Raw genomic sequence first — 23,246 nt, 5'->3', positions numbered from 1 at the left:
GATCGGCTCTGTTTTGTTCTCTCAGGGCTGCGCGGCGTAATACTTCGCGAGCCCGTCGATTTCTTCCGGCGTCAGTTGCCGCGCCACATTGCGCATCTGTTCATTGATGTCATTGTGGCGCGTGCCGTTCTCGAAGGCCCGCATCTGCGCGGCCAGATACACCGACGATTGGCCGCCCAGCCACGGCGCCGCACCCTTGCGGTCGAGCTGACCGTGACACGCCGCGCACGGCGCGATATTGCGGATCGGGTCGCCTTGCATGGCGAGCTTCTCCGCGTTGGCATCCGCTGATGCAGCCGGTTCAGCCGGGTTCGCCCGTTGCAGCGACGCGTAATAGACCGCCAGGTCGTGCAGATCCTGATCGCTGCGGGCCTGGATGATGGGCTGCATGATGGCGTTCGCCCGCATCCCGCTCTGATAGTCGCGCAGTTCCTTGTAGATCACATCCGCGTACTGGCCGGCGAGTGCCGGCGCCGTCACCTGCACGGTGCCCAGCACGCCGTGACACATCGAACAGTTCTGTGTGGCGAGCGTCGCGCCGCGCCCGATCGAAGCCGCATCGGGGCTGACATGCTGCGGCGGCAGCACCACCACCTCGCTCGGAGCGGCGCCCGTCACGTTCGTGCCATTGGCGTACCAGGCTGAAGGCGCGCCCGCCGCGCTGCAGATCATCGCCCACAGGCCGCGCCCGCTGAAGTCACCGTTGACCGACGGCAACCAGATAAAGCCAATCAGGATCGACACGATAGCAAGCGCAATCACGCCGCCCACGCTGGTGACGAACCACGGGTTGCGCGTGCTGAAGACGGGTTCTTGATTCATCGCTGGCCTCCAACCACCACCGCCGGCACGGAGGTCTGTTGCAGCCGTAGGAGCTGGAAGATTGGCACGCTGTAGTTGACCACCGTCAACGCAATCATCAACGCCACCCACAGGCCGAAGCTGTTGAGCGCGGCAGGCACGTGATCCACCGGATGCGTGGGCAGGCTGAAACGGAATTCCCGCGGTTGCACGAGCGGCCCGAGTTGCGACTTGGCGAGGATGTAAATGAACAGGATGCCCGAAGCCAGCAGCACGAAGCCGCCGATGGCCGACACGGCGACCCACACGGCCTGCTGTTGCAGCCCCGGCGCGCTGTAGTCGTAGTAAGCCATGCGGCGCGGCGCACCGAGCAGGCCTACGTAGTGCCACGGTATCGTCACCACCATCATGCCGATGAACCACAGCCACAGTTGCGTGCGCACGAGGCGCAGCGAACAGAGCGCGCGTCCGGTGAGTTGCGGCCACAGTTCATAGGCGATCGCGAAGTACATGATGACGATGGCGCCGCCGAAGATCAGATGGAAGTGGCCGGTCACCCATTGCGTGTTGTGGATGGTCGAATTCAACTGGTAGCTCATGTTGATGAGACCGCCCGCGCCGCCAAGCCCGAGCATCACGAACGAAAACGCCAGCACCAGCATCATTGGATTGCGCCACGGCAGCGCGGTTAGCCAGCCGAACGCGCCTTTGCCGCCGCGCAAGCGGCCGGCAATCTCAACCGAGGCGCAGATCGTAAACACCGTGAGCAGCGTCGGCACTGAGACCATGCCGGTGAAGACTGCATGCACGAACTTGAAGCCGGCGCCGACCTGCGGGTCCGCGAACAGATGGTGAATGCCAATCGGCATGGCGAAGATCAGGAACAGGATGAACGACACGCGCGCCATCGAATCGCTGTAGAGGCGCCCGCCAATCGCGCCGGGGACCATCGTGTAATAGGCGATATACGCGGGAATCAGCCAGAAGTAGACGATGGCGTGCAGCGTCCACGAGAACAGCACGCGCGAGAGGCCGGCGTCGATGGTATGGGCCCAGCCGAACGCCACCGGCAGAATCTGCAGCAGGATTTCGAGCGCGGCGCCGATGGCCGTCCACGCCCACAAATAGGCGCCGGCCACATTGGCGAACATGGCGAGCGGCACGGGTTTATCCACGTTGGCGCGCTTCCAGACGCGCAGGTTCACGTGCATCAGTGCGACCCAGATCCACGAGCCGACCACCACCAGCACGACGCCGAGGTAATAGAGCGGACTGCCGATCATCGGCGGGTAGAACGTGAAAAGCACCGACGCCTGACCCATCGACACCGGGATCATCGCCACCACTGCGCCCACCGCCAGCACGAAGAACGCGGCCCATGCCCACTTGAGTCCCACCAGCGGCTGGCGCAGCGCGAGTTCGACGATCGCGTAGCCGAAGCCCATCGCCACCAGCGTGGGTAGCACGTACGCCATCACCGTGCCGTGCGCAGTCACCGAGCGGTAGTAAAGCTCGGGGTCGCCCACCCACGGATGCAGCGGGCTGCGCACCAGCATCTGCCACGCCCCCATGAAAAGCGCCAGCAGAAAGGCGATGAAGGCGAGCCAGAAGTGCGCGAGAACGAGTCGCTTAGCGAGGAACACAGCTCAACCTCCGTGATTGTCGTGCCTGCTCGAGAAAGGCAGCCTTGTCGATGACCTTCACATGCGCCCACATGGTTTGATGCCCGAAGCCGCAGAACTCGTGGCAGGGCATCAGATGCTCGCCGGGCTTGTCGAAACTCGTGGCGAGCGTCGAGATATAGCCGGGTACGACCATCGTGTTGATGTTGGTGTCCGTCACGAGCAGGCCGTGCACGACGTCGGCGCTGGTGGTGCGAAAGGTGATGGGCGTGTCGGTGGGCACCAGCAGACATTGCGGCGTGAACGAATACTGTTGCGCGATGAAGCGCACCACTACCGAGCCGTCGGGTTCGACAGCCGAGCCCAGATTTTCTTCGACGAATTCGCCGGACAGTTGCAGGCGGCTCGGATCGACGGTCTCGACGCGCGAGGGCGGCATCATCGCCCAGTGCACGCCGGAAAAGATGACGACGAGCAGCATCAGGAGGATCAGTCCCGAGGCGAAGATCGCCCAGCGGCGCTCGGCGCGCAGTGCAATGGCGTGGCCGTTATCCGGATGGTCGGGGGATGGGGTTGGGCTGGACATGATCAGTGGACGACGCCGCGTGGCAGGAACACGAGGAAGTAGAAGGCAAACCAGATCGCCACCACGATCAGCGTGGCGACGCCGGCCACGGCAACCGCGCCGTGCGGTCCGGCGGCGACGACCCGTGACACTTCGTCATCGGATGGCGAAGCGGTGTGGGGAATGTCGTTGTCGTCCATCTAGCGGTTTCTCCGTACAGCGTTTCGAAGTGTTCGTGCAGCACAACGTCAATGCAGCGGCGCCTTGCGCAATTCGTTCACCTCGTGGTCGGTCACCGGCGCGCCGTGATTGCCCCATGCGGTGCGAATGTAGGTCACGACGGCGGCGGCATCGACATCGTTCAGTTCCTGGCCGAAGGGCGGCATGCCATACGGTTCGGCATTGCGCTGCGTGCCGGGCGGAAAACCGCCGTTCAGCACAATGCGAATCGGGTTGACGGCGGAGTTCATTTCAATGGACTGGTTGTGCGCGAGCGGCGGGTAATGCTGCAACTGGCCCTCACCCTGCGCGCCATGACACAACGCGCATTTGTTCGCGTAGATCTGTTCACCGAGCGCGAAGACCTTGGTGTTGGTCGGCGCGGTGGGGCCGGATTTGCGGCCGGGGTCGTTGTCGGGCAGCGTCTTCAGGTACGCGGCCATCGCCTTCACGTCGTCGTCGGTCATGTACTGCAGGCTGTGATACGTGACTTCCGCCATGGGTCCATACACGGCGCCGCGATCCGAGATGCCGGCTTGCAGCAGATCGACGATGTCCTTCACGCTCCAGTCGCCGAGGCCGCCGTCCTTGTCCGACGTGAGCGACGGCGCGTACCAGTTCTGCACCGGAATCAGGCCGCCCGCGAACTGGTCGCGCTGCGACGAGCCGCCCAGCATGTTGATGCGCGTGTGACACATCGTGCAGTGGCCGAGACCCTCCACCAGATACGCGCCGCGGTTCCATTCCACCGAGCGGCTCGGGTCCGGCTTGAATTCGCCTTCACGGAAATACAGCGTGCGCCATCCCAGCAGCAGCTTGCGCTGGTTGAACGGAAACTTGAGTTCGTGCGGATGGTTCGGCTCGCGCACCGCGGGTACGGATTGCAGATAGGCAAAGATCGCGTCCGAGTCTTCGCGCGTCACCTTGGTGTATTGCGCGACCGGCATGGCCGGGTAGAGCACCTTGCCGCCGGGCGCTATGCCGGTACGCATCATGTGGAAGAAAGCGTCGGGACTCCATGCGCCGATGCCGTATTGCGCGTCGGGGGTGATGTTCGGCGAATAGAGCGTGCCGAACGGCGTTTCCATCGCGAGACCGCCGGCGAACATCTTGCCGCGCGGGGCCGTGTGGCAGGCAATGCAGTCGCCCGCGCGAGCGAGGTATTCGCCGCGCTTGACGATGTCGGGGCGGGTGTCGGCGGCTGCGGTTGCCGTGGGGGCCGATGCGTCGCTCGCGGCGCGTGCCATGCGGATTAGTCCCGCGTGCGGGTTCAGCGCGGCGAGCACGAACACGGCACTCATGGCGAACGCTGCCGCGATTCGGGCCGGGCGCGCGCTCACAGCGCGGCGGCGGATGTGGGGCAGTCTTGCCAGACGGACACGCCGTGCGATGCGTTTGGGTTGAGCAAGGATCGGCTTCATTGCGGCTGACTCCCGCAGGCCAGTGGCAGCGGCCCGGCTCCTGTCGCGGCAGGCGTGGGATCCGCCGGACGCGGCTGGCGCGCCAGCCAGCTCGACACCGCCGTGATGTCCCGGTCGGTCAGTTTGATGGCGATCGAATGCATGCAGTCAGGCGGGGTGGCGTGGCGCGTGCCGGAGCGCCAGGTGCCCATCTGCCCGGCTATATAACTGGCGTGCAAACCGAGCAGCCCCGGAATGCCCGGCTGTACGCCGGTCAGCCGCGCACCGTGGCAGGCAGCGCAGGCAGGCAGTTTGCGTGCCGGGTCGCCGTGGGTGACGAGCCTCTCACCGTATTGCAGCACCGCAGGCGAAACGTTGCCGGTATCCGCGTTCGGATAAGGCGGCTGCAGGGCCGAGAAATACGCGCTGATCTTGCGCAGATAGTCGTCCGGCAGGAAGGCGATCAGATAGCCCATTGGCGGATAGGTGCGGCCGCCGTCACGAAACGAAATCAGCTGGTTGAACAGATAGTCGGCCGGCTTGCCGGCAATGCGCGGGAAGTAGTCGTTGTTGAGGCCCTGGCCTTGCGCGCCGTGGCAGGAGGTGCAGGCGCGCACCCGCTCATCCATTGCGGAGGGCATGGGCGCCGCCGCGTCCGTGGCGGCGAGCGCCGCGCAGGCCCGCGCAGCGTAAATCACAAACAGAATGGAGGATCCGATAGTTCTGCGATGCACGCCAAGCCTCGTCGGGGAGAACGCGTTTATGACGCATATTTTTCACGCACGCGGTATGCGAATACCGTTTGCGTGACCGCCCTTCAAACCTGCTTTAAACCGCGACAGCGAAACCGGAATCAGTAAGCGTTGATTAAGTGGGTTCGGTTAGTTGACCATGGCGTTCGGCACCGAATCAGTATGGACAACCATTTACTTTTAATCGACCAATAACCGTTGAGCCAATATCTAAAGGGAAAAGCTGTTTTGCTCGACCGATTTATGACGGCCAGATGGCCGTCATGCAAAAACCCCCTGCCCGATGGTTGCCGGACAGGGTGGTGCGCGATTACGCGGCTCACTTCTGCAGATACCGAACAATCATAGGCGGCATCCTCAGCGCTTTCAACGTCGCTTTTTGCTGCCGGCAACTGGCTGGCCTAATCGGCCCTCGTTGCTGGTATGGCACGTTCGCGTTGCCCTGTGCGGCGATGGCAGGGTTTGTCGGCGGCAGGTTGTGCGTGGGCCAGGCGGGGCGTGGGACGTGGTGAGCGTGTCGGAACCGGAGTTGGCGGCGGTGACAGTGGTGGCGACAGTGGTGACGGTGGCGATGACTGAGGCGGCACGCGCAGAAATGACGAAACTCGCAGTGGCAGCACGCCGGCTCTTCTCTGTAGGAAGTCTCCAGCGCATTAGCTTCGTCATTCCTATTGGCGGCGCCATCAATTCGCACCGTCATGTTCCTCGCGGCAGGAAAATAGTTATGCATTCCTGATTGATTGAGTCAGGTGAATGCAATCGCTGAAAGGATTCGGAAATCTCCCATTATGTTTGTGCCCCAAATTTGATTCCATGAAGGTTTGCGGCTGCGCCGTTTCCCCACCATGCAATGCATGTCATAAGCGGGAGCCGGCGTGGTGGCTCGCCGAAGCACCCACCTCGCGTCGTCATGAAACCAACGAGAGAAAATCATGGAGCAGCTTCGAGTCGTATTGGCAGACGACCACCCGTTCGTTCTGCTCGGTGTCAGGTCCGCGCTGTCGGCGCATCCAGACATTCTGATCGTCGGCGAGGCTCCGAGTCCTGCTTCGTTGCTTCATCTGCTGCAGACGCGACCCTGTGACGTGCTCGTGACAGATCTGAGCATGCCGGAGGCCGACGGCTCACTCAAAGACGGCATACGGATGGTGCAGCGTATCCGCCAGGGCTGGCCCGCGCTGCGCGTGGTGATTCTCACCAGTTCCATGAACGCCACCATTCTGCGCGTCGCGATTTCTGACGGCGCCATAAGCGTGCTCACCAAAGCCGGCTCTATGACCGAACTCGTCGCGGCGGTCCGTCGGGCGTGTGGTGAGCGCGCCTATGTCAGCGACGCCATCCAGGAAACTCTGCTGCTAGCAGAGGGCGGTGACGAGATTTTCGACACGCAGGTCAGGCGCCCGCTGTCACCACACGAGACGCGCGTGATCAGCCTGTTCGTACACGGTAAGTCGATATCCGATATCGCGCGTTCGCTGGGACGCGATGTGCGCGCCATCAGCCGGATGAAACGACTCGCTATGGCGAAACTCGGCGTGAACAACGATCTCGCTCTGTTCGCTTATGTCAAGGTTAATGGATTGTCTGAAAAATAAGTCGGATAACTAAATAAAAAGGTAAAAGATATTCATCCGAATGGGCATTTCGGAGCAATCTTATGTTTGTCAAATGGCGAATATTCGATGCTCGTGCAGGGCCGGTTGTTCACGAGAGAGCGACGGGAATCTTTGAACCGGGGGAGCCCGAAAAATGCTGGAATACGCCGAATTAAGCACACCCGTCCGGGTCATTATTGCGGACGATCATCCGCTTGTGCTGTTTGCAATCGAGAGTCTGATGTCCGTACATCCCAATGTGCAGATCGTCGGGCATGCCGCTGATTGCAGCGAACTTTTTGCGCAAGCCGATCAGACCGAATTCGACCTTGCCGTGATGGATCTGTACATGTCGAGCGACGACGAGCTGGACGGCATTGAAAGCGTCAAGCAGTTCAAGCGGCGTTACCCGGGCACACCGCTCGTCGTGCTGACTATGGAGACGGACGCCGGTACGTTGCAGAAAGTGCTCACGCTGGGCGTCGATGCGTTGATGAGCAAACGCGACCGCATCGACTTGATCCACGTGGCCATCGTGACCGCGCTCGCGCATGAGTGTTACATCGGCCCCGCGGTACTCAAGCTGATCGCCGACGCGGCGGTCGGGCGGCGTTTCGAGTTTGTCCGCGAACTGCTGACGCCGCGCGAACTGGAAGTGCTCACGCAGTATGCGTCGGGCGTCGGGGTTACGGAGATCGCCATGCGGCTCGGTCGCAGCGTCAAGACAGTCAGCGCGCAGAAGTGCACCGCAATGCGCAAACTCGCGCTGCACAGCGACAGCGAATTGTTCCGCTTCGCTGTAGATCATGGCGTGCTGACCGAGGATGGGCGGGAAGCACGAGGCGAATCCCACCCCCCTCAAACCTGATCCACCAGGCCTCGCGCACGCCGCCAGCGCGCGACGACAAGAAAAAACGGCCTGGTCATTCCTGGGGACGCACTCAGTGCAGGGAATGCCGGTCAGATCCACAACAACAAAATGAAACCGAATACCCGAGTCATCGTAGCGGACGACCATAGTTGCATCCGGCATGGCGTCAGGCATCTGCTACAGACGGTGCCGCACATGACGCTCGTGGGTGAGGCAACCGATACGCAATCGCTCGCCGAACTGATCGACCTGTGTGCTTGCGAAGTCGTCGTTTCCGACATCGGCATGCCGGACCTCGACGGCCAGCTCAACGCCACGCCGCTGTTGCGCCGGGTGCTGCGTCACACACCTCATCCACAGGTGGTGGTGCTTACCATGATCTGTCATCCCCCAACACTGTCCGGCTTGTTGCATATCGGCGTGCGTGCCATCGTCGACAAGCGCGACATGGCTCATGCGCTGATCGAAGCAATCGACGCCGTCATGGCCGGCCGTCAGTATCTATCCCCCTGCGTACGCAAAGCGTTCGATGAAGCAGGCCCGTTGCCGCAGCCACGCGCGGGGGTATTGAGCGCGCGCGAGTGGCACGTGTTCCGTCTCTACGTCCAAGGCGTGCCGCTACAGACGATCGCGGCGGAACTGAACCGCAGCGCGAAAACGATCAGCACGCAAAAGCGCAGTGCCATGCGCAAGCTCGGGCTCGATTCCGATGCGGCGCTTATCCGATACGCGCAGCAGATGGGATTAGCCTGAACGAGTGTCGGAAATTCACTGACAGACTGACGTGTACCGCATCTCAATTTAAGAATCGTCTGATTAGAGTCTCAGCAACGCCCTTCCATACTTCGGAACGGCATGCAGATCAGAGAGGAAAGTTCACTTTCTTCATCGGGAAATGGTTCGACATGCAAACGGTTTTCAGGAATCTGCATGGTACGAGCCAACGCATGGTTGGTGTGATCGCGCCGTGCCGCTCGTAGAAAGAGGGACGAAATGTTGAGCTTGGGTAAGCGGTTGCTGGTCGAAGGCGCGGGCACGGCCTGGCTGGTGTTCATTGGCTGCGGCAGCATCGTCCTGAATACGGGCGGTGCCCAGCAGGGCTACGGCGTGCTGGAGATTGCGCTGGCATTTGGCCTCGCCCTCGCCACCGCCACGTATGTGCTCGGCCGCCTGTCTGGTGGCCACTTCAATCCCGTGGTGACGGTGGGTTTCGCCGCCGCCCATCGCTTTCCCGTTCGTGACCTGATGCCCTACATCGCCGCGCAGATTCTGGGCGCGGTGGCCGGCGCAGCATTGCTCGCCTATGTGGCGAGCGGTCGTCCTGGGTTCGACCTTGCGGCGAGCGAGTTTGGCGCCAATGGCTTTGGCGACCACTCGCCGGGCGACTATCAAATTCATTCGGCCGTGGTGATCGAACTGGTGCTGTCGTTCGCCTTCGTGATAGCGAATCTGACGCTGTCGCGCCGGCGCGTTTCGCGAGCGGTCGCGCCCCTCGTAAAGGGCGCGTGTTTCGCGCTCATCTATCTGGTTGCACTGCCCGTCACCAACGGATCGGTGAACCCGGCGCGCTCCACCGGGCCGGCCCTGCTGGTCGGCGACTGGGCGCTCGATCAACTCTGGCTGTTCTGGGCCGCGCCGATGGCGGGCGCCATCCTCGCCGGGTTCCTCTACTCATTCCTGTGGGGCAAACCGCGTCGTAGCCAGCGCGAGTCGACGGGGGAGTGTGGTGAAGTTGTCTGATTCGTTATTGCCCGGCTGGTTGGTGGGAACGTGTGTGGCTGGACCGTCATCGCTCCTCAAAAGCTCCGTCAGAACAGCCGTACGCGTCCGCCGTAGTTCGGTGAGCCGCCTGCTGCTGACACTCGCATCCATCTTGATGCTGCTGGTTACGCAGTTCGCCTTCGCCGCCAGCACGTCTGCGCCGCCCGACACCGCAGCACCATCAAACGCCGTTGCGCCTGCAAAGCTCACGGTGGGCATTCTCGCTAGTGGCTGGGCGCCTTTCGAGGTCCTGAAGGACGGCCGTCTCACCGGCCTGAGTGCGGACTACCTGCGCACGCTGGTAGGCCCGAGTGTGGTCATCGAGCCGAAGGCGTTTCCCGACATGCCGCATCTCCTTGCGGCCGCCTCCGAAGGCAAAGTCGATCTGCTGATGAGCGTCGCCCGCACACCCGAGCGGGAACACAGCCTGAGTTTCACCGCGCCGTATTTCCGCGCGTCCACCTCCGTGGTGGTCAACGTGCAAAACAGTGTCATTCAGAACGCGCAGCAACTTGGCAACGCGCGCATTGCCATCGAGTCCGGCTTCGCACTCGAACGCGTTTTGCGTGAGCGTTTTCCGCGCGCGCAAATCGAAACGTTCGCCAATACGGCGTCCGCCCTGAATGCGGTCCAGCAGGGCACGGCGGACGCCTATCTCGGCTTTACGCCAGCGGTCCAGAACGCGCTCGGCAATGCCGAATTCGCTGATCTGCGGATCGCTTTCGAGGACAACTCGCAGCCGAGCGAATTGCGCTTCGGCGTGGCGCGCAATCGCGCGCTGCTGCGCGATCAACTCGATCGCGCGCTGGCGTCGCTCGCGCCCACGGACGAAGCCGTCATCCGTGCGCGCTGGCTTGGCGCCAACTTCAACTCACCCGCAGTCCCGGCGGCGCGCCGTCTGATCCTGACGCCTGCCGAGCAGAACTGGTTACGCTCGTTGCCGCCGCTGACGGTGGGTTTCGACAACGCCTGGTCGCCCTTCAGCTACCTCGACGACGCGGGTCATCCAAGTGGCATTGCCGCCGAATATCTCGACTATCTGAGCCGTACCCTCGGTCTGCAGTTCACGCGCGCGCCGCTCGAAGACTGGCCCTCGACAGTCAGCGCATTTCAGCGCGGCGATCTGGCGCTGCTGGCCACGGCGTCGCGGGGCGATCCGCGCCTCGCGGGTGCAGCGAAAACCGGTGCCTACGAAAGCTATCCATTGGTGATCGTCGGCCGCGACGACGAGCCTGCCGCACGCAGCCTGAACGATTTCGCGACGCGCCGCATTGCGATGTCCGCGCACGTGGCCGGTTCGATCTCACTGGCCGCCTACAAAATCCCGAGCGTGAACGTGATCGTCACGCCGAGTCTCGATGACGCCCTCGAACTGGTCGCCAAAGGCAAGGCGGACGTGTTGATCGGCAATGTCGCCGCCGTCGATCTGCAACTGAAGCAACAGTACGCAGGCGTGCTCAAGATTCTCGGTACGGTCGGTGAATCCGAAGCGCTCGGCTTCGCGCTGCGCCCGGACCTGGCGCCGCTCGCTGGCTTGATCGACCGTGCCTTGCTGGCCATGCCGCCGGCGGAAAAGCAGCGTATCCGTCAAAAGTGGGTAACGGGGCGCGCGGGCGATAGCGGCATCTGGAGTGTGACGGCGCTGCGCCTGCTACCGTTGCTGATCGGCATTGGCGTCGTGCTTGCCATCACGTTGCGCGCTTACCTGCTGCTGCAGCGCGAAGTGAAGCTGCGCAAGCAGACCGAAGCCGCATTGGCATCGCAACTGAATTTCCAGCAAACCATGATGGAGATGGTGCCGTACCCGCTCGTCGCGAAAGACCTCGATGGACGGTATCTCGCCATCAACCGCGCGTATGAGCTGTGCTCCGGATTGCAACGCGAGCAGGTCATCGGACAAAACGGCCAGGACGTGCAGGCATGGGGTGCCGCGAACAGCTTGCTGCTGGAAGACGTGACGCGCGAGGTGGTCGAGACCGGCCAGCGCTCGCAGGTCGAACTGGAATTTACGGACCGGTCCGGCGAACTGCACCATGCGCTCTTCTGGACCAGTTTGTGCCGCGGTGTCGACGGCCAGCCGTCCTGCGTGTTGGGCACGGTGGTGGACATTACGGATATCCGGCGCGCGGAGATGCTCGCGCGTGAGAATGAACGTCGACTGTTCGACGTGACGCGCTCGCTGCCGGCCGTCGTCTTTCAGCTACGGCGGGAGGTCACCGGCCATTACTCGTTCCCGTACATCGGCGGAGACACCCAGCACCTGCTGGGCGGCGACGGCAGCAAACTGATGAGCGCGAGCGAACTCAGTTTCGAGCGCGTGTATGCCGAGGACCGGCCACGCGTACTGGCTGAACTCGAGCGTTCCGCGCGCATGGAGACGCCGATCCATATGGAGTTCCGCTCGGCCGGTTTCGAGGAGCCCGCGTGGGTCCGTGCCGAACTCGTGCCGCGTCGCGAAGCGGAGGGCAGCGTGGTGTGGAGCGGCTATTGGGTGGACGCCAGCGTCGAACACGCGCGTTCCGACGAACTGGCGCGCGCCCGTGATCTGGCCGAAGCCGCGTCGCGTGCGAAGGACGACTTCCTCGCCATGATGAGCCACGAAATCCGTACGCCGATGAACGGCGTGCTGGGGCTGGTGGAGGTGCTGGAACGCACGCGTCTGAACGCGGATCAGGGCGAGATGCTCGGCATGATCCACGAGTCCGCCGGTGCCCTGCTGCAAATCCTGGACGACCTGCTCGACTATTCGAAGATCGAAGCCGGGCGGTTGACCATCGAAGCCGAACCGATTGATCTGCGTGATCTGGTCGACAACGCGGTTGGACTGCTCGCCGGGCGTGCGCATGAGAAGGGGTTAAAGGTGCGCGTCGACATCGCGCCGGAGGTTGCGGCCAGCCTGCGTGGCGACAGCGTTCGTCTGCGGCAGATCCTCTTCAATCTGCTCGGCAACGCGATCAAGTTCACGCCGTCCGGACGGGTCGACGTCAGCGTGACCGTGGTTGAACAAAAGGCTGGCGTGCAGACGCTCCAGATGACGGTGGAGGACACCGGCATTGGCATCGCGCCGGAGGTTCAGTCGCAGTTGTTCGAGCCGTTCGTGCAGGCGGAGTCGTCGACTACGCGGCGCTTCGGTGGCACGGGACTCGGCTTGACCATCTGCCGCAAGCTGGTCGCGTTGATGAGCGGTGCGCTCGAATTGCAGAGCGCCGTCGGCGTAGGAACCCGCATGACCGTGCGGCTCGACATGCTGGTGGCGGCGCAACACTACGAGGTCAGCGGCCTGCGCGGCAAACGCGGCATCGTGGCGGTTTCCGATGCCTGCGTCGGCGACGCGCTGATGCATTTCGGCCAGGCCCTGGGGCTCGAGTTGCGCCGTGTATCGCCGGCGGTGGAGCTGAACGACGCCGCCGTGTTCGAGGACATGGATCTGATCTTCCTCAGCGAAGGTCTCTCGCTGCCGCACGCGGTCGCGTCTACGTCGCATGTGATCTGTCTGACGGAAAAGCCCAAGCCGACCGGCTACCGCATTCTTGACGACGCCGTGCGCGTGAGCGTCAATCCCATTTCGTGGCGCGGACTGGGTGCGGGCTGTGCGGCTGCGCTGACCGGTTTGTCGCCCGCGCCGACACGCGCCCGCGATACCTCCGAGGTCAGCATGGCGCCGCCCGACCGCGAGCGCGCCATTGCCAGCGGCCGCCTGATCCTCGTGGCGGAGGACCATCCGGTCAATCAGGAACTGATTCGTCACCAGCTTGCCTTGCTCGGATTTGCGTGCGACGTGGTCAACGATGGCGTGGAAGCGTTGGCCGCGCTGGACAAAACCCGCTACGGCTGCCTGATCACCGATTGCCACATGCCCAATCTGTCGGGCTACGAACTGGCCAGGTGGATTCGGGAAGCCGAAAAGACCCGGCCGTTCGGCGACGAGCCGTTGCCGATCCTCGGCATAACCGCGAATACTGCGCCGGAGGACTTGAGCCAATGCCGCGCCGCGGGCATGGACGATTGCCTCGTCAAACCCACCCGGCTTGCCACGCTGCGCGAATATCTGAGCCGCTGGTTCGGCGCTGACGGCGCGCGGCAGATGGGGGCGGGGACCGGCGCGGGGACGACTGAGGTCATGGGCGTGTCGCCGGTCTCGGAAACGCCCACGGCCGAATCCACGGATGCCTTCGTGCCGGTCGATCTGGCGCAGATGATCCAGTTGTGGGGCAGCGAGTCGACGGTGAAGGCGCTGTTGGCGTCGTTCGTGACCTCGGTGCGCGACGACGTCAAGGCGCTGCCGCCCTTGCTGGATGAGCCGGACACCGGGCGGCTGCGGGAATGGCATCACCGGATCGCGGGCGCGGCGGGTGTGCTGCAATATCCGCCGTTGCTCGCCGTGCTGGAGCAGTACCGGCGCGGCATCGGCGTCCACGCCGCAGACAGGCTGCGCGACGACGGCTTCGCGCTGACGCGCAAGTGCAATGCGATGCTCGATGGCATCGAGGAACAGGCGGCTCTGCTCGCATAATGCGAATTGATGGGTCAACAGCAACGAGGTGCGGCAACGCGCTGATACCGCTCGTCGCTTCTGCGGCGCTGCGGCCCACGGCCAGCGGCTGCCATAAAGCACACGCTGTGGGCTAACCCAGATTGCCGCCCGCCGGACGCGTCCACAATGCACAGACGAAAAAAAACGCGGCCGAAGCCGCGTTGAAGATTGGAGACATCCTTCGATGAAGGAGTCACTTCTCGCTAGCTAAAGAATAGCGCGTGAATTTGAGAGCATTGCCCCCGTATTTCGCAATTAACTATTTTGAAATAACGTGGAAAACGCCGGGGCGGGACTGCCGCGAAAGTATTCGACGGCGAAGTCCACGAACGAGCGCGTTTTTGCGGGGACATGCCGGCGCCCCGGATACACCAGTGACACTTCTTTGTCCGCCCCGCTGATCTGATAGCCGGGCAGCACCTTCACCAGCGCACCGCACGACAGGTCAGCCGCCACGTGGTTTTCCGGCAGGATGGTAATGCCCATGTGCGCGAGGGCGGCCTGCCGGAGCATCACCGCATTGTTGACCGAATAGGCCGGCTCCAGCGTGACTTTCTCTGCCTGGCCATCAGCGCCGACAAAACACCATTCCGTGCCATGCAGCGTCGCCGAAGGCGCGAGGAACGTATGCGCGGCGAGGCTGGCGGGCGTGGCCGGCGTGCCGTGCGCGTGGAGATAGTCAGGCGAGGCAACCGCGACCGCCTGCACCCTGACCAGCGAACGCTGAATGAGTGTGCCGCTGCTGACCTGGCCAGGCCCCACGATGCCTACGTCGAAACCTTCCTCGATCAGATCCACCGGACGATGCAGCAGCGTGACCGACAGCTTCACCTTCGGATGACGCGCACGGTAACGCTCCAGCAGCGGCGTCAAGCCAAACAGCGAGAACGACGCGAAGGCCACCAGCTTGAGCGTGCCGGAAGGATCCGTGGCACTTTCGGAAATCGCGGACTCCATGGCCTCGATCTGCTCGAGAGTTTGCCGGCAGCCTTCGGCATAGGCCTGCCCGGCCTCGGTGAGCGACACGCTGCGAGTGGTGCGGTTGATGAGCCGCGTGTTCAGGTGCGTTTCGAGCAGCGCGACATAGCGCGTCACCACTGCATTGGACAAAGCCAGACTCGCCGCGGCGCGACCGAACGAACCATTTTCGGCGACTTTCAGAAAGACGCGCATGGCCTGCAAATGATTCATCTTCGATTTCTTCAAGCGGGAAGCGTGGTGATGGCGCTGAGTGGTGTTGATGGAACTCCGCGGTACATGTCGGGACGACGAATACTAAAGCCTGTCGAGCGCCACAGGCATGCGAACTGTCACAACACCTTATCAGATAGTTTCTGGCTCCAGTCGTGGCGGCCCGGCAACGCTTTAATTAGATAAGTAACGCTAACGATCTGCCGCGAACGTAACAAATGCCTTACCACTCAAGGCGCATAGCCAAACCCGCTCGCTGTTTTCGAATAATTCAAAAAGTCTTTTGTGTAGACGGGCCGTCCGTCGCGAAAAGTTGCCCCCCTAAACTTGCGCTGCAGATTAAACCGGTATCCGGCTAACGCCGAGGCCACGCTGTGTTGCGTGCCCGGCCTGCAGTTCATGCGATTGACCACGACGGGTCCGACGACTCGTCATCCATACGGTATTAGGGAGCATCATGAAAAAGACGCTGATTCTCGCGGCAGTGGCCACGAGCTTCGCGAGTGCGGCTTACGCACAGAGCAGTGTGACGTTGTATGGCATCGTCGACGCGGGCTTTACGTACGTGAACAACGAAGCTGGCGCAACGAGCGGCACGCATCATTCGGCCTATTCGTTGACGAGCGGCAATGTGGACGGCAGCCGCTGGGGCCTGCGCGGTGTGGAAGATCTCGGCGGCGGTCTCGCAGCGATCTTCACCCTGGAAAACGGCTTCAACGTGAACAACGGTCAGGCAGCATCGAACGGCCGCATGTTCGACCGCCAGGCATTCGTCGGTATCACCAGCCCGTACGGCACGCTCACGCTGGGTCGCCAGTACGATTCCGTGGTCGACTATCTCGGCCCGTTGAGCGCAACCGGCACGTGGGGCGGCACGTACTTCGCCCACGCTGGCGATAACGACAACGCGGACGGTTCGCTGCGCATCAACAACTCGGTGAAATTCCAGAGCGCGAACTACAGCGGTCTGTCGTTCAGCGGCCTGTATGGCTTCTCCAACCAGGCAGGCGGTTTCGCCAACGACCGCGCGTACAGCGTGGGTGCTGGCTACGCAAACGGCGGCCTGAAGATCGCTGCTGGCTACCTCGAAGCGCAGGGCCTGGACCGTAGTTCGAGCGGTGCAATCCAGGACGGCGCGCTGAATTCGGGCTATGACGGCGTGACCAAGAAGCAACGCACCTGGGGTGCCGGCGCAAGCTACGCGTTTGGCCCGGCCGTGGTTGGCGCCCTGTTCACGCAGAGCCGCTTCCAGTTCGCCATGGGCAACGGTTCGGTGCGTTACAACAACTACGAAGTCAACGCGCATTACAACGTGACGCCGGCACTCTCGCTGGGTGCGGCTTACACGTACACGCAAGCTCTGGCACGTGATGTCGGCGCGGATAGCGGCGCAAATCACTGGAACCAGTTCGGTCTGCAAACCGACTACATGTTGTCCAAGCGTACCGATCTGTATGCTGAAGGCGTCGTGCATGTGGGCGCAAGCGGCAATTCGCTCAGCACGCAAGTGTTCGGCACCGACGCACCGGCTTCGGGTCGCAACCAGGTGGTGGTGTCGACGGGTATTCGTCACCGCTTCTAATGCGTTCGTGCTGATTGGGCGCTCAGTCGTGCCCAATCAGCGTTCGCCTGGTACCGGCTTAACGCTGGGTCATGAAAGGCACCGCTTGCGGTGCCTTTTTTCTTTTGACGCACGATCTACACCGAAGCGTGGGACGCGACGCATAAACCCAAGGGCGATTTACACTAGTATGAGGTGCCCTGCATCCGGCGATCGGCCGGTGCGGCGTTGCACAAAGTCCGGAGACATAAAAATGATCGCGTTTCGCAAGCTGGAGCGGATGGTCGTGTTGGGGGCGCTCGCGTCGGGCATCGCGCTAGCGGGGGCTTTCCATGCCGGGATGGCGCGTGCAGATACCGTAGCGCTCAAGGCCGATCTCGAGCCATCCAGTGAAGTCCCGCCGCGCGTGAGCCACGGGCATGGCATGTTGAATGCCACCTTCGACACTACGACTCAGTCGCTGCAATGGACCATCACGTATGAAGGCCTTGGCAGCGCCGCGACGGCTGCTCACTTCCACGGTCCAGCGCCGGTGGGCCAGAACGCCAAGATCCAGATTCCCATTCAGAAGGGCGCGTTGGCAAGTCCGATAACGGGCACGGCGCAGTTGACGGAGCAGCAGGTGACGGACCTGATGGCCGGTCAGTGGTACTTCAATATCCACACCGTGCAAAACCCAATGGGTGAGATTCGCGGTCAGATCCTGCCGTCCAACTAATGGACCAGGGCGATCCTCGACCGCCGGGCAAGCCGTGCATCTTAACAGGATTAGAACCGATCCCCCACTAGCGCATTGCCGAACGCACGTACCATGACGGCGAACGGTTCATGGAGGATGCGCCCGATGAGTTGGCAAAGCACACTGGCATGCTGGTATCTGCGACGGCAGTTCCGTCCGGCGACGCTCAAGCCGGAGATCGATGTCGAAAGCGCGCGCTATCTCACGGCCAGGCGTGCATGGGTGCCGAAAGTGCCGGCAGGCTGGCGTCTGCGCGAACAGTACGCAACGGGCGACGCCATGCGCGGCGAGTGGCTCGAACCGCTCGACGCTGACTCAAACAGCAGCGCCACCAGTGCGGCACGAGCGCCGGTCATTCTGTATCTGCACGGTGGCGGCTACTACTTCTGCTCGCCGAAATCGCATCGCTCATTGGTGTTCGGCCTGGCCACACGGGCCCGTGCCGCCACATTCTCGCTGGACTATCGGCTGGCACCGGAGCATCGTTTTCCGGGTGCGCTGGATGACGCTGTCGCGGCGTATCGGCATCTGCTTGCGGGCGGTATCGCGCCGGGTTCGATCGTGATTGCCGGTGATTCGGCTGGCGGCGGTCTCGCGCTGGCGACGCTCGTTGCATTACGCGATGCGGGTGACCCGCTACCGGCCGGCGGCGTGCTGTTTTCGCCGTGGACCGATCTGGCGGCGAGCGGCGCGAGCATCCGCAGCAACGACGGCGCGGACCCGATGTTCAGCGGCCCTGCCATCGGCCGCGCGGCTAAAGTCTATCTGGGCGATACGCCCGCGACTCATCCCTACGCCTCGCCGGTCTACGCAGATTTGCGCGGCTTGCCGCCACTCTTCATCCAGGCTGGCAGCACGGAAGTCCTGCTTGACGACTCAACGCGCGCGGCCGAGAACGCGCGGGCCGTGGGCGTGAGTGTCGAATTGCAGGTCTGGCCAAAGATGCCGCACGTCTGGCAGATCTTTGCGCCGTTCATCCCCGAAGCGGGGCGCGCACTGGATGCCGCCGCCGGCTTCGTGGGCCAGGTGACGGCTGCGGCGGATCAGCCGTCGAGTGCGATGTCGATGGCCTGATAGGCCTCTTTCACCAGGTCCGTTCCGTAGCGGCGTTCCAGCCGGCGTACGGTGAAGTGACCATGCGCGACCAACTGGAAGTGGTCCATAAAGACCGTGTTGACCATCGCGCCGAGCACGGCGCCGATGGCCGGAATCGACTTCGCCGCGATCTGCTCGCTGACCTGCACCGAAAAGCGCGACGCGATGGTGTTGAGCAGGCGCACCAGCGCGGCTGATCCGTGGGTGGTGAAGCCCTTGGTGGCGATCTCCGAAGTCGCTTTCGACACCGCCTGAGCCAGCGCGCCACGCATGATGAAATAGCCGTAGTCGGCGTCATCGTCGGCCTTCGATGTGCCGCCCATGCCGAGCACGGTGAGGCACTGCAACTGCGTATCGATGGACGACAGATCCTCCCCCTCGCTGCGCGCGATATCGCAGATCGAGCGGAACATCAGCGTGGTCGTGACCGGCAATTCCACCGGCAGCGCGAACAGGCCAAACGCGCCGCCCGCCGCGCCGGTGGTCGCCACTGCGAACTTGTGGAGCAGATTGCTTGGCTTGTCGGGCGCGGCGAGCGGCGCCGCCGCATTATCCTGGCGGCCAAGTGTGCGCAAGGCGATCTGCAGACATTTGCGTAGCGCGAGCTGCGTAGCGTCGTTCACCTTCTCATTGGCGATCACCGGCATGCGCGACATCAGCTTTTCGAGCGGCGCGCCGACGATGCTGGCGAGCTTCATCGCCAGAGCCGGGCTTTCCAGTTCATGTTTGGCGCGGCGCAGTGCCAGCAGGTCCTCGGCGGACAAGCTCTGTTCGGCGAGCGAAATAGACTCCATGTGCCTCCCTTGATGCACGCAACTTCTTTGGATCGTGAAGGGGGATAGCAGGCAAGGTGCCCGATCCGCCGCTTCCATGTGCAGTTTAGAGCGCTAATGGATGGTATGATTCAGTATTAATTGACGCGTCAACCGTTGCGCTATCAAAAAATGGCTGTACATACTGCGGCTCACCATTCGAGTGGGCAAGTTTTACCGTTCCGTGAATCGCTGATGGCGATGCTCGGCGTTTCCTTCGTGACCATGCTCGTCGCGCTCGACCAGACCGTGGTCGGCACTGCGCTGCCGACCATCGTCGCCGAACTCAAAGGCTTCGAGTTGTACGCGTGGGTGGCGACGTCGTATCTGCTCACCTCCGTCATCACCGTGCCGATCTTCGGGCGGCTCGGCGATTACTACGGCCGCAAGCCCTTCGTGATCGCCTCGATCGTCGTATTCACGGCGGCGTCGGTGCTGTGCGGCATGGCCAACAGCATGCTCTTCCTGGTGCTCGCGCGCGGCTTGCAGGGCATCGGCGGCGGCATGCTCGTGGGCACCGCGTTCGCCTGCATCCCCGATCTGTTCCCCGACTCCGTCGTCCGACTGCGCTGGCAGGTGATGATGAGTTCGGCGTTCGGCATCGCCAACGCCATCGGGCCGTCGCTCGGTGGTTTCCTCACGCAGTACTACGGCTGGCGTTCCGTGTTTTACGTGAATCTGCCGGTGGGCTTGCTGTCGCTCTTCTTCGTCTGGCGTTTCCTGCCGCATCTGCGGCATGTGGAGCATGAAGGCAAGATGCGGCTCGACTGGCCCGGCGCGCTGCTGATTGCGCTGTCGCTCGGCGCGTTGCAGTTGTTCGTCGAGATGCTGCCCAAACACGGCCTCTCGCTCATGGCCGTCGCGTTGCTCGCGGTGAGCGTGGTCAGTGCGTTCGCGCTGTTGCAGTGGGAGAAGCGCTGCCCGACCGCCATTCTGCCGCTCGACATGTTCCGCAACCGCAGTCTCGCCGCCTTGTTCACGCTGGCCGTGCTCGGCGGCTTCACGATGTTTTCGCTGTTGTTTTACGCGCCGTTGCTGTTCCAGGGCGGCTTCGGCATGTCGCCGAAAGAAGCGGGTCTCGTCATCACGCCGCTGGTGGTGTTCATCACCATTGGCAGTATCACGAACGGACGGATCGTTTCACGCGTGCCCAATCCGAATCTGATGCTGTATGTGGGCTTCGCACTGGTCGCGCTGTCGTGCCTGGGTGTTGTGGTCGCCACGCACGATATGCCGCAATGGCTGTTGATGACCTTCATGGTGCTGGGCGGCCTCGGGCTTGGCTTCGTCATGCCGAATCTGACCATCTTTGCGCAGCAGACCGCCGGCCGCGAGCATCTCGGCATTGCCACCGCGTTGCTGCAGTCGTTACGCATGATTGGCGGGATGATTGGCACGGCGCTGACCGGCACGCTCATCACGCACATGTATGCGAGCGGCGTGCGCAGCGCGCTCACGCACGATCAGGCCATGCACTGGTTCAGCGACATGGCCGACCCGCAGATTTTGATCAACCGCGACGCGCAAACCACGCTGCTGAGCCAGTTGATGCAGGCTGGCCACAACGGCGCGGTGCTGCTGGAGACGGCGCGTGAGTCGCTGGTGTCGGCGATCCATCTCGGCCTTGCGCTTGCCGCCGTGATCGCCGTGGTCTCGATCTGGCAAAGCCGGCGCGTGCCGCCCATCAAACTTCATCGTCACGTTGAGCCGACCATTCTGGCGGATTGATTCGACCTCGCGCATCACCGGTACATCATGGAAGAACAGGATCGCGTCGCCATCGTTCATCAATTTGGCCGCACCTATCGGGCGTTCATGGCGGCGTTCGAGTTGCAGGTGGGACATCCGCTGCCGCGCTGGCGCGTCATGATCGCGTTGCACGATCAGGGTGGCGAGTCGTCGCAGAAGCGCCTCGTCGAACGTCTGCGCGTCGACCCCGGCGCGTTGACGCGTCAGTTGAAGGCATTGGAACGGCTTGGCTGGATCGCGCGCAGCATGGACGAGCGGGATAACCGTGTGACCAACGTGCGCCTGACCGAAACAGGGCTGGCCGTGACCGAAGCGGCCTTGCCGCGGCGCACGGCGTTCCTGCACGACACGATGGCGGCGTTGCCGGACGATGCGCTGGCTGCGCTGTCGAGCGCACTGGGGATGCTGGAGGCGCGGATCGGCGAGGTGGCTGCCGCCGCCGGTGTCGAAGCCGCGGCGGAGACGACAGCGGGGCGCTAAGCAGCGCGCCGCTTTAGTTTTAGGTTGCTACCTTGCAAGCGGCGGCACGCAAGCTGCGCACCGCCTTCCAAACGCTGAGCGAGCGCTCAGAAAAACGTCTCGATCACTTCCGTCACTTCATACGACGGATCGACCACCAGCAACTGGCGCCACTTATCGAACGTGAGGCACGGGTGCGAGATGTCGAAGGCGATCATGTCGCCCACCTTCAGATTCGCGCCGGCCGGTATGCGCAGATACGCGTGCTGATCCATCATGTTGAAGATTTCCCAGCCTTCGCTGGCGGCGATCTCGCGCGGTGCTTTGTCGCCGGGACGGTAGTGTTTGGCGGGCTCGGGCATGCCGGCGTCGAAGGCCGAATCACGCTTGCCTAGACCGATGATGGCGCGATCCGGCTCGGGAATGGACTGCACATACGCCCACAGTTGCAGCGCGGGCAAGAGGCCTTCGCCCATCTTCCGCGCCACCGGATTGCGCGCAAAGATATCCGTTTGCGCCTTGCGATACACGCCCACGTCATGCGTCAGATAGCAGCCCGGACGTAACACCACTTCGATCTTGCCTTCCGCCGAGAGCTGCGCGAATTCTTCCGCCACCACGTCGTACCAGGCCGAGCCCGCGCCGGACAGAATGGCCGGCTGCCGCGCAAAGCGCCCGGCGTCGAGCAGACCACGCGTGACGGCAACCGTGCTTTGCAAAAACGCCCGTACGTCTTGCTCTTCCTTCAGCACGCCTTCGTAAATTTCGACGCCCGCGAGCTGCAACGCATCTGGATAACGCGCGATGGCTTCGAGCACCGCGTCGCGCTGCGCGTCGTCGCGCACACCCGTACGGCCGCCCGGCACGCCCAGTTCGAGCAGCACGTTCAGTGACTTTCGCACCGAACCGAAAAACTTGCCCAGTTGCTCGACGCCATCCACCGAATCCACGAGGCAGAAAAACTCGAACTCTGGATCGCTCAGCATCTCGGCGATCATCATCATGTTGTGGCGGCCGACCAGCTGATTGGCCATCAGGATGCGCGACACGCCACCGTGATACGCCGCGCGCACCTGGTGCGCCGTGGCGAGCGTGATGCCCCACGCGCCGGTTTCGAGCTGACGGCGGAACAGTTGCGGCGCCATCGTGGTTTTGCCATGCGGGGCGAGCTTGACGCCGTACTGCGCGACGAAATCCTGCATCCACTTCAGATTGTGTTCGATACGATCTGCGTACAGCACCGCCGCCGGCAGGCTTATGTCCTCGTTCAGCAGATTCCATTCAAGACGCGCGGCATCCCTCAATTGAATGCTGGTGCCGGGGACGTTGCCCAGGCCCTTGCTGTACGGATCAATCGTCGCGCCCTGATAGTTTGTAACTTTCATGTGACCCTGCTCCATCGTCCAGATAAATTGCAGCGAAGTTGACTTTCCCATGTTACAGAAAGTACGATGTTTGCTGAAATGTTATTTAGTACCACGGCCTGCGCCGCCCGGTTCGCGTTACTGGGCGTCATCGTA

At 62.7% G+C, this 23,246-nt stretch carries 19 protein-coding genes; 10 read left to right on the top strand and 9 right to left on the bottom strand.

Features of this window, described 5'->3' with window-relative positions; all coding sequences use genetic code 11:
• Positions 1-21: 21 nt before the first annotated feature.
• Genes D0B32_RS12825 through D0B32_RS12805 form a run of 6 tightly spaced genes read right to left on the bottom strand, consistent with a single transcriptional unit; the run spans position 22 to position 5,341 of the window.
• The gene (locus D0B32_RS12825; RefSeq protein WP_117334364.1) at positions 22-822 is read right to left on the bottom strand and encodes a c-type cytochrome; all 801 of its coding nucleotides are present in this window, start codon (positions 820-822) and stop codon (positions 22-24) included.
• On the bottom strand, positions 819-2,444 hold the full coding sequence (locus tag D0B32_RS12820) for a b(o/a)3-type cytochrome-c oxidase subunit 1 (protein ID WP_117334363.1): 1,626 nt from the start codon (positions 2,442-2,444) through the stop codon (positions 819-821). The genes D0B32_RS12825 and D0B32_RS12820 overlap by 4 nt, the downstream gene beginning before the upstream one ends.
• On the bottom strand, positions 2,431-3,009 hold the full coding sequence (locus tag D0B32_RS12815) for a cytochrome C oxidase subunit II (protein WP_117334362.1): 579 nt from the start codon (positions 3,007-3,009) through the stop codon (positions 2,431-2,433). The genes D0B32_RS12820 and D0B32_RS12815 overlap by 14 nt, the downstream gene beginning before the upstream one ends.
• A 2-nt stretch (positions 3,010-3,011) precedes the next feature.
• The gene (locus D0B32_RS32530; protein WP_181969797.1) at positions 3,012-3,188 is read right to left on the bottom strand and encodes a hypothetical protein; all 177 of its coding nucleotides are present in this window, start codon (positions 3,186-3,188) and stop codon (positions 3,012-3,014) included.
• Between the two features lie 48 nt (positions 3,189-3,236).
• Positions 3,237-4,628, bottom strand: coding sequence for a c-type cytochrome (locus tag D0B32_RS12810; protein WP_404935550.1), 1,392 nt, complete (start codon positions 4,626-4,628; stop codon positions 3,237-3,239).
• The gene (locus D0B32_RS12805; protein ID WP_117334361.1) at positions 4,625-5,341 is read right to left on the bottom strand and encodes a c-type cytochrome; all 717 of its coding nucleotides are present in this window, start codon (positions 5,339-5,341) and stop codon (positions 4,625-4,627) included. The genes D0B32_RS12810 and D0B32_RS12805 overlap by 4 nt, the downstream gene beginning before the upstream one ends.
• Before the next feature lie 950 nt (positions 5,342-6,291).
• Between D0B32_RS12805 and D0B32_RS12800 the strand changes: the two genes are divergently transcribed.
• The 5 genes from D0B32_RS12800 (at position 6,292) to D0B32_RS12780 (ending at position 14,099) form a co-directional block, all read left to right on the top strand.
• Positions 6,292-6,954 carry a response regulator transcription factor gene (locus D0B32_RS12800; protein ID WP_117334360.1) on the top strand — a complete coding sequence of 221 codons (663 nt, stop codon included), beginning with the start codon at positions 6,292-6,294 and terminating at the stop codon, positions 6,952-6,954.
• A 154-nt stretch (positions 6,955-7,108) separates the two neighbouring features.
• The gene (locus D0B32_RS12795) at positions 7,109-7,822 is read left to right on the top strand and encodes a response regulator transcription factor (protein WP_117334359.1); all 714 of its coding nucleotides are present in this window, start codon (positions 7,109-7,111) and stop codon (positions 7,820-7,822) included.
• 111 nt (positions 7,823-7,933) lie between these two features.
• Positions 7,934-8,578, top strand: coding sequence for a response regulator transcription factor (locus tag D0B32_RS12790; RefSeq protein ID WP_117334358.1), 645 nt, complete (start codon positions 7,934-7,936; stop codon positions 8,576-8,578).
• A gap of 240 nt (positions 8,579-8,818) precedes the next feature.
• Positions 8,819-9,565 (top strand): aquaporin Z, encoded by a 747-nt coding sequence (gene aqpZ / locus D0B32_RS12785; RefSeq protein WP_117334357.1) that lies wholly within the window; start codon positions 8,819-8,821, stop codon positions 9,563-9,565.
• A gap of 136 nt (positions 9,566-9,701) precedes the next feature.
• Positions 9,702-14,099: an ATP-binding protein gene (locus D0B32_RS12780; protein WP_117334832.1), complete on the top strand. Its 4,398-nt coding sequence runs from the start codon at positions 9,702-9,704 to the stop codon at positions 14,097-14,099.
• Between the two features lie 276 nt (positions 14,100-14,375).
• Here D0B32_RS12780 and D0B32_RS12775 read toward each other — a convergent pair whose 3' ends face one another.
• Positions 14,376-15,311: a LysR substrate-binding domain-containing protein gene (locus D0B32_RS12775; protein ID WP_117334831.1), complete on the bottom strand. Its 936-nt coding sequence runs from the start codon at positions 15,309-15,311 to the stop codon at positions 14,376-14,378.
• A gap of 457 nt (positions 15,312-15,768) precedes the next feature.
• On the opposite strand from D0B32_RS12775, the gene D0B32_RS12770 reads away from it, so the two are divergent.
• The 3 genes from D0B32_RS12770 (at position 15,769) to D0B32_RS12760 (ending at position 18,685) form a co-directional block, all read left to right on the top strand.
• Entirely contained in the window at positions 15,769-16,893 is a 1,125-nt protein-coding gene (locus D0B32_RS12770; protein ID WP_117334356.1) for a porin, read from the top strand.
• Positions 16,894-17,125: 232 nt separating this feature from the next.
• Positions 17,126-17,590, top strand: coding sequence for a CHRD domain-containing protein (locus tag D0B32_RS12765; protein WP_117334355.1), 465 nt, complete (start codon positions 17,126-17,128; stop codon positions 17,588-17,590).
• Positions 17,591-17,716: 126 nt separating this feature from the next.
• Entirely contained in the window at positions 17,717-18,685 is a 969-nt protein-coding gene (locus D0B32_RS12760; RefSeq protein WP_117334354.1) for an alpha/beta hydrolase, read from the top strand.
• Here the strand turns inward: D0B32_RS12760 and D0B32_RS12755 are convergent.
• Entirely contained in the window at positions 18,655-19,500 is an 846-nt protein-coding gene (locus tag D0B32_RS12755; RefSeq protein ID WP_117334353.1) for an EcsC family protein, read from the bottom strand. The two genes, D0B32_RS12760 and D0B32_RS12755, sit on opposite strands and share 31 nt — an antisense overlap.
• 150 nt (positions 19,501-19,650) lie before the next feature.
• On the opposite strand from D0B32_RS12755, the gene D0B32_RS12750 reads away from it, so the two are divergent.
• Positions 19,651-21,246: an MDR family MFS transporter gene (locus D0B32_RS12750; RefSeq protein WP_117334830.1), complete on the top strand. Its 1,596-nt coding sequence runs from the start codon at positions 19,651-19,653 to the stop codon at positions 21,244-21,246.
• A 27-nt stretch (positions 21,247-21,273) separates the two neighbouring features.
• Complete coding sequence (locus D0B32_RS12745; protein WP_117334352.1) at positions 21,274-21,747, top strand: MarR family winged helix-turn-helix transcriptional regulator; 474 nt, start codon at positions 21,274-21,276, stop codon at positions 21,745-21,747.
• An 86-nt stretch (positions 21,748-21,833) separates the two neighbouring features.
• On the opposite strand, the gene D0B32_RS12740 is transcribed toward D0B32_RS12745, so the two are convergent.
• Positions 21,834-23,111, bottom strand: a complete 1,278-nt coding sequence (locus D0B32_RS12740; RefSeq protein WP_117334351.1) for an amino acid deaminase — start codon at positions 23,109-23,111, stop codon at positions 21,834-21,836.
• Between the last annotated feature and the right edge of the window lie 135 nt (positions 23,112-23,246).

Source organism: Paraburkholderia sp. DHOC27, from assembly GCF_003429005.1.
Classification (GTDB): domain Bacteria; phylum Pseudomonadota; class Gammaproteobacteria; order Burkholderiales; family Burkholderiaceae; genus Paraburkholderia.
The sequence above is the reverse complement of the archived record's forward strand: the minus strand, read 5'-3'. Positions and strand labels throughout refer to the sequence as shown.